Genomic DNA, 6,556 nt, shown 5'->3' on the forward strand with positions numbered 1-6,556 from the left:
GTGACCGGTGCCGCCGCGTGGGTGACCGGTGCCGCCGCGTGGGTGACCGGTGCCGTGACGCCGGGCGGCGCGTCGTCCGCCGAAGGCGCCACCGCGTCCGCCTGCGCACTGGTGTTGCCCAGCAGGGCGAGGAGCAGCCAAGCCCCGAAGGTGAGCGCGGCCGTGACGGCCATCCGCACCCATATCGCGCACCCCGGGCGCACAGCAGCTTCCGCGTTCGGCTCGAACGCGCACCGGGATTGGGTGGCAGCCATCACGCATACATGTACTGCGCATTTCGGGCACTGTCACCCAAACGGTGCGAATTCTGCGAAGGTGTCCACGGAAGTGTCTGAACCGCGCTCTATGACGCTGCCTCTGGACAGCACGAGCCGTGTCCGGTAGAAGACATATCCGCGGCTGATGGCCTGGCCGACAAGCCGGCAAGGATGCCGGTCACACTCCCGACGGGGGGACGGAGTGTCGCATTTCGAGACCTTTCGTAAGTCGCAGACGCCCTTTACGAGAGAGCCGCACGTCACGATCCAACGGCGCGGGACGATCACGATCAACGCCGCGTCGTACGCCCTGCTGGGCTCACCCGGCGCGGTCGAACTGCTCTTCGACCCTACGGAACAGGTGCTGGGGTTGCGCGCAGTCGACGTCGGAGAAGCACACGCCGTCTTCGTCCGGCCTTCGTCGCGATCGCGTCAAGGTCCCTGGGTGCTGTCGGCCATGGCCTTCGTCCACCACTACCGGATCGATACAAGTCAGGCCCGGCGGTGGGTCGCGCAGCTCGACAACGACACTCTCGTCGTCCGGCTCCGGGATGGCGGTCGGGTGGTGAGCAAGCAGCTCCGCGCGTCGCGACCCGACGCACCGGGCAAGCCGCGGCCGCGGCCGCGGCCGGTCCAGCCGGCATCCGGCGGCTAATCTGCTCGGGTGACGATCAACCGGGACGCGACGTGAGCTCGCCCCACGCAAACGCTCCGCAAGAGCGCTTCGCGTTTCCGCGGGGTCCCCGGGATGAGTAGCGGGGACCGCGTGTTCCTCGCGCGGCTCGCCGGTATCGACGTCTTCGACCCGGGCGGCGACCAGCTCGGCAAGGTGCGCGACGCCGTGACCATGTTGCGGGCCGACCACCGCCCGCCACGTGTACTCGGCCTGGTCGTCGAGGTCATCAGCCGGCACCGCATCTTCGTGCCGATGGGCCGAGTCACCCGCATCGAACCCGACCAGGTCGTGTTGTCGTCCGGCACCGTCAACATGAAGCGTTTCGAGCGGCGTACCACCGAAGTCCTCGTCGTCGGCGAACTGCTCGACCGCTCGGTCACGCTGCATGACGACGGTCGCATCGCCAGCGTCGTCGACGTCGCGATGGAGCGCGAGCGCAACCGTGACTGGGTGCTCTCCCGCCTCGCCGTGCGTGCCCAGGTCAGCCGGTTGACCCGCCGCCGCGGCCAGCTGATCCAGGTCGAGTGGAACGAGGTCGACGGCCTCGCGTTATCCGGCAGCGCGCAGGGCACCGACGCCCTGGTGGCCACGCTCGCCGACATGCGCGCGGCCGACGTGGCCACCGCGCTGAACGACATGACCGAGAAGCGGCGCAAGGAGATCGCTGCCGCGCTCGACGACGAACGGCTCGCCGACGTCATGCAGGAGATGGACGAGGACGACCAGGTGGTACTGCTCGCCTCGCTCGCCGAGGAACGCGCCGCCGACATCCTCGAGGCGATGGACGACGACGACGCGGCAGACCTGCTGGGCGAGATGTCCGCGGCCGACCAGGAACGGCTGCTGGAACTGATGGAGCCGGACGAGGCCGAGCCGGTACGCCGACTGATGACCTATGACGACCTCACTGCGGGCGGCCTGATGACCTCCGAACCGGTGATCATGCTGCCGGATGCGACCGTCGCCGAGGCGCTCGCCCGGGTACGCAATCCCGAGCTCTCCCCCGCGCTCGCGGCGCAGGTCTACGTCGTGCGGCCTCCGCAGGGCACGCCCACCGGCCGCTTCCTCGGCACTGCGCACATCCAGGCGCTGCTGCGCGAACCGCCGGCAGCGCTCGTCAGCGGCATCTGCGAGAAGGACACCGGCACGCTGCGCCCGGACGCGACGCTCAGCGACGTGACGCGACACCTCGCGATCTACAACCTCGTCGCGGTGCCGGTGGTCGACGAGAACGACCGCCTCGTGGGCGCGGTGTCCGTGGACGACGTGCTCGACCACATCCTGCCCGAGGGCTGGCGTGACGCCGATCCGGAGGAACCGGCCGGCAGCGTTCCTGCGGCGGTGCCCCATGGCTGAGCGGCGGACGACGCGCGCAGAGTCTGCCCGACTGGACCAGCCGCGCCAGCAGCGCCGCGGACCGCTGGTCAGCTACGACGCGGAGGCGTTCGGCCGGGTGACCGAGCGCATCGCGCGGTTCCTCGGTACCGGCCGCTATCTGGTCGTGCAATCCGTGATCATCGTGCTCTGGCTCGTCGAGAACATGATCCCGGGCATCTATCACTTCGACCCGTACCCGTTGGGCTTCCTGACGCTGGTGCTGTCACTCCAGGCTTCCTACGCGGCGCCGCTGATCCTGCTCGCGCAGAACCGCCAGGACGACCGCGACCGCGTCAACCTCGACTCCGACCGCGAAGAAGCACGCGAATCGAAGGCCGACCTGGACTACCTGGCCCGCGAGATCGCGGCGATCCGAATGGCGCTGGGTGAGGTGGCCACCCGCGACTTCCTGCGCTCCGAGCTCGCGCGTGCTGAGGCCGGCCGCGACCGCGACAAGGACCGCGAGAAGGACAAGGACCGCGAGGCCGAACGGCTCGACTGAGTCAACCGGCCGACCGCACTGCGCGGCCGGCCGGTTGCGCTCAGCGCTGCGGCGGCTGGTCGTACGGCGGCGGCTGGTTCGTCGGCACGTCCGTCCCCGGCTGCGCCTCGTGGGCGCCGCCCGGTGCGCCCGGGCCGGTACCCGCCGCGTGCTCACCGACGGTGTCGCCGTGCCGCGGCGGCACCGCCTCGCCGTCGCGGCCGACCTCGTCGCGTCGCACGTCGTCGCGACCGACGTCACGGCGCTCACCACCACGCTCGGCAGCAGCCCCGTCGCGGTCGGCGTCGGTACGCTTCGCCTCGCGCCGGCTGACGTGATCGTCGTGGTGCACGCGTTCGCGCTCGACGGCGTCCCGCTCGGCGAGCGCGGCGTCGTGGCGTCGCTCGGCGGCGTGCACGTCACGCAGAGACACCACGGTCAACCGGCCGAGGGCCGTCGCCGCGAAGAACAGGATCAGCGCACCGAGTGCGAAGAAGAAGAACAACGTCTCCAGCGCGGTGACGCTGCGGTGCGTGCCACCGGGGTTGCCGGGCGAGCCGATGTGCAGGACAGTCGCCAGCGGCAGGCCGACGACGAACCACGCGCCCGCCAGCACCCCCAGCCAGGCGCCGAAAACAGCGGCGGCGCGGCTCGCACTGACCAGCAACAACAGGCCACCGACGAAGGCGACCGCGCCGGGAAACACCTCGAGCCAGCCGCGCGCGGCCTCCCAGTGCCACGCCTTCTTCGGCGTGTAGTAGAAGCTGAAATAGGGGCCGACGAACGGGATCAACGCGCCCCAGATGCCCAGCAGCAGCACAACCAAGCCGCTGCCGACGCCACGGGAGCGCGCCAATCGCCGTTTGGCGCCGGGCACGCTGACGTCGTCGCGCGCAGCGGTGGAACGCCTGGTTTCGGTCATCCGAGCCTCCATGATCGGCAAGCAGGTCCTGCACGGCGTACCCACAGCGAGCCGGATCCGCACCTTTCAGGCCAGCCGTAACAAAGCCGCGGTCGCAGCCGCTACGACGACCACGACCAGGAACGGCGCCTTGCGCCACACCGCGAACGCGCCGACCGCGAAGCCGGCAAGACGTGGTCCGTCGATGTCGAAGTGCCGCCCGTCGGCGACGGCCTCGACCACCACGAGTCCCGCCAGCAGCGCCACCGGGAGCAGTTCCACCAACCGACGCACCTGCGGGTGCGCGAGCACGGCGGGTGGCACGAAGTAACCCGCGAGCTTGAGCGCGTAACAGCCGATCACCGTCGTCGACACCAGCAGCCACAGGTTCATGACGCCCGCATCCGGCCGGCCAGCACGAGCGCCGCGCAGCCGACGAGCACCGGCACCCCGGGCGGAGTGATCGGGATCAACGCCAGCGCGATCAGCGCCGCGACAACCGCGATCCGGCGCTCGACCGCGCCCTTGCGCAACTGCGGCGCGACCAGCGCGAGGAAGGCCGCCGGCACGACGGCGTCGAGCCCGACACTGACCGGATCGATGAGCGAGCCGGTCAGCGCCCCGAGCAGGGTCGAGGCGTTCCAGAAAAAGAAGACACCGGCGAAGGTCCACCAGAACGCGAGCCGGCCGAGCTCGGGTCGACGTTGCGCGGTGGCCATCGCCGTCGACTCGTCGATCGTGCCGAGCGCTGCCAGCAGCCGGCGTGCGCCGCGCACCTGCAACATCGGCGCGAGCCGCATGGCGTACAGCGTGTTGCGCGAGCCGAGCAACAACCCGTTCGTCAGCGCGGCCGCGAGACCGCCGCCGCCGGCCACCACGCCGACGACGGCGAACTGCGTGCCGCCGGTGAAAGCGAGCAGCGAGAGCAGGCAGGTCTGCAGGGTGGACAGGCCTGCGGCCACCGATGCCGCACCGAACGCGAAGCCGTAGCTGCCGACGGCGACGCCGACACCGAGCGCGTCGCGTACGACGCCGCGTCGCGCTCCGCCGTCGTCCGGCGCGTCGCTCACTCCGCGACGGGTCGGACCCGCTCCAACAGCTCGCCCAACGTCCGCAACTCGTCGTCGGAGAAGTGCTGCATCCACGCGCGCTGGACGCTGGCGAGGTGGAACGGCGCAGCAGCGCGCAGCCGAGCCATGCCGTCCTCGGTGACGACGGTGTAGGTGCCTCGCGCGTCGTGCGGGCTCGGCGCGCGGCGCACCAGACCGGCGGCCTGCAGCCGGTCGATGAGCCGGGTCAGGCCGGATCGGGACAGCAGGACGCGGTCGGCAAGGTCGGCCATCCGCAACCGGTGTCCGGGGGCCTCGACGAGCTGCAGGAGCACGTCGTACCACGGCAACGGCATCCCGACGTCGGCCATGAGGTCACGCTCGAGTTGGCGTACGACCTCAGCGTGCGCGCGCAGAAAGGCGCGCCAGATGTCCACCCGCCAGTCCCCGGGACGCAGTGTGGCGTCGCTCGGCTCCGGCGGGGGCGAAGGGCTCACGGCGGCTGATCCTACGTACCATCGAAGACGTGCCCCAGCCCTCCGCCAGCCTGGAAAGTCCGATCCGCGCGGCCCTGTCGACGGTCGACGATCCGGAGATCAACCGACCCATCACCGAGCTCGGGATGGTCGAGTCCGTGACGGTGTCCGAGGCCGGTGTGGTCGCGGTACGCGTGCTGCTGACGGTGTCGGGCTGCCCGATGAAGGACAAGCTCACGCGCGACGTCACTGCGGCGGTCTCGCGGGTCGACGGCGTCACCGGTGTCCAGGTCGAGCTCGGCGTGATGAGCGACGCGCAGCGCACGGAGCTGCGCACCAAGCTGCGCGGGGATGCGCCGGCCAACGAGATCCCGTTCGCGCAACCCGGATCACGCACCCGCGTCTACGCCGTGGCCTCCGGCAAGGGTGGCGTCGGCAAGTCGTCGGTGACGGTCAACATCGCTGCTGCGCTGGCCGCGAAGGGCCTGTCCGTCGGGGTGGTCGACGCCGATATCTACGGCTTCTCGGTGCCGCGCATGCTCGGCGTCACCGGCAAACCCACGCAGGTCGACCAGATGATCATGCCGCCGAGTGCGCACGACGTGAAGGTCATCTCGATCGGCATGTTCACCCCGGGGAACACCGCCGTGGTGTGGCGCGGGCCGATGCTGCACCGGGCGCTGCAGCAGTTCCTCGCGGACGTGTTCTGGGGCGACCTGGACGTGCTGCTGATGGACCTGCCGCCCGGCACCGGAGACATCGCGATCTCGGTGGCACAGCTCGTGCCCGCGGCCGAGTTGCTCGTCGTGACCACCCCGCAGCTCGCCGCGCGCGAGGTCGCCGAGCGGGCCGGCTCGATCGCGTTGCAGACGCATCAGCAGATCGTCGGCGTCGTCGAGAACATGAGCTGGCTGGACATGCCCGACGGCAGCCGGATGGAGCTGTTCGGCAGCGGCGGCGGTCAGGCGGTCGCCGACTCGCTCGCCGCGTCGACCGGCACCCGGGTGCCGCTGCTCGGGCAGATCCCCATCGACCAGACCGTGCGCGAGGGCGGTGACTCCGGTGCACCGGTGGTGCTCACCGCGCCGGACTCGCCCGCCGCGCAGGCACTCAACGCCGTGGCCGAGACCTTGGCCGCCCGCTCGCGCAGCCTGGTGGGCCGCTCGCTGGGCCTAACGCCCTCGCGCTGAGGCCCTCGCGCTGAGGCGACCGCGCTGACGCCCTCGCGCTGAGGCGACCGCGCTGACGCCCTCGCGCTGACGCGACCGCGCTCGCCCTCTGCCGTTACCCCTCCCGTGATCAACACCCCGCGTGGGGGGGGGTAGGGGGCGCCACGAGG

8 protein-coding genes are annotated in these 6,556 nt (G+C 70.9%); 4 read left to right on the forward strand and 4 right to left on the reverse strand.

The genetic code is table 11. The features are described from left to right. Positions 1–459: 459 nt before the first annotated feature. The 3 genes from ACFFCN_RS09605 to ACFFCN_RS09615 all read left to right on the forward strand — a co-directional run bounded on the left by ACFFCN_RS09605 (position 460) and on the right by ACFFCN_RS09615 (position 2,812). Positions 460–912: a hypothetical protein gene (locus ACFFCN_RS09605; protein WP_375491057.1), complete on the forward strand. Its 453-nt coding sequence runs from the start codon at positions 460–462 to the stop codon at positions 910–912. Positions 913–1,005: 93 nt separating this feature from the next. Continuing rightward, on the forward strand, positions 1,006–2,289 hold the full coding sequence (locus ACFFCN_RS09610; protein ID WP_375491059.1) for a magnesium transporter MgtE N-terminal domain-containing protein: 1,284 nt from the start codon (positions 1,006–1,008) through the stop codon (positions 2,287–2,289). After that, on the forward strand, positions 2,282–2,812 hold the full coding sequence (locus tag ACFFCN_RS09615; RefSeq protein WP_375491060.1) for a DUF1003 domain-containing protein: 531 nt from the start codon (positions 2,282–2,284) through the stop codon (positions 2,810–2,812). Before ACFFCN_RS09610 ends, ACFFCN_RS09615 begins: the two co-directional genes overlap by 8 nt. A 40-nt stretch (positions 2,813–2,852) precedes the next feature. Here the strand turns inward: ACFFCN_RS09615 and ACFFCN_RS09620 are convergent, their stop codons facing one another. The 4 genes from ACFFCN_RS09620 to ACFFCN_RS09635 form a co-directional block, all read right to left on the reverse strand. Beyond that, positions 2,853–3,713 carry a hypothetical protein gene (locus ACFFCN_RS09620; RefSeq protein WP_375491062.1) on the reverse strand — a complete coding sequence of 287 codons (861 nt, stop codon included), beginning with the start codon at positions 3,711–3,713 and terminating at the stop codon, positions 2,853–2,855. Between the two features lie 66 nt (positions 3,714–3,779). Next, positions 3,780–4,085 carry an AzlD domain-containing protein gene (locus tag ACFFCN_RS09625; RefSeq protein WP_375491064.1) on the reverse strand — a complete coding sequence of 102 codons (306 nt, stop codon included), beginning with the start codon at positions 4,083–4,085 and terminating at the stop codon, positions 3,780–3,782. Next, entirely contained in the window at positions 4,082–4,762 is a 681-nt protein-coding gene (locus ACFFCN_RS09630) for an AzlC family ABC transporter permease (RefSeq protein ID WP_375491065.1), read from the reverse strand. The genes ACFFCN_RS09625 and ACFFCN_RS09630 overlap by 4 nt, the downstream gene beginning before the upstream one ends. Continuing rightward, positions 4,759–5,238 carry a MarR family winged helix-turn-helix transcriptional regulator gene (locus tag ACFFCN_RS09635; protein ID WP_375491067.1) on the reverse strand — a complete coding sequence of 160 codons (480 nt, stop codon included), beginning with the start codon at positions 5,236–5,238 and terminating at the stop codon, positions 4,759–4,761. Before ACFFCN_RS09635 ends, ACFFCN_RS09630 begins: the two co-directional genes overlap by 4 nt. Positions 5,239–5,267: 29 nt before the next feature. Between ACFFCN_RS09635 and ACFFCN_RS09640 the strand changes: the two genes are divergently transcribed. Continuing rightward, positions 5,268–6,407: an Mrp/NBP35 family ATP-binding protein gene (locus ACFFCN_RS09640; RefSeq protein ID WP_375491069.1), complete on the forward strand. Its 1,140-nt coding sequence runs from the start codon at positions 5,268–5,270 to the stop codon at positions 6,405–6,407. The last annotated feature ends 149 nt before the right edge of the window (positions 6,408–6,556 follow it).

It is taken from the genome of uncultured Jatrophihabitans sp. (genome assembly GCF_964246335.1).
GTDB lineage: Bacteria > Actinomycetota > Actinomycetes > Mycobacteriales > Jatrophihabitantaceae > Jatrophihabitans.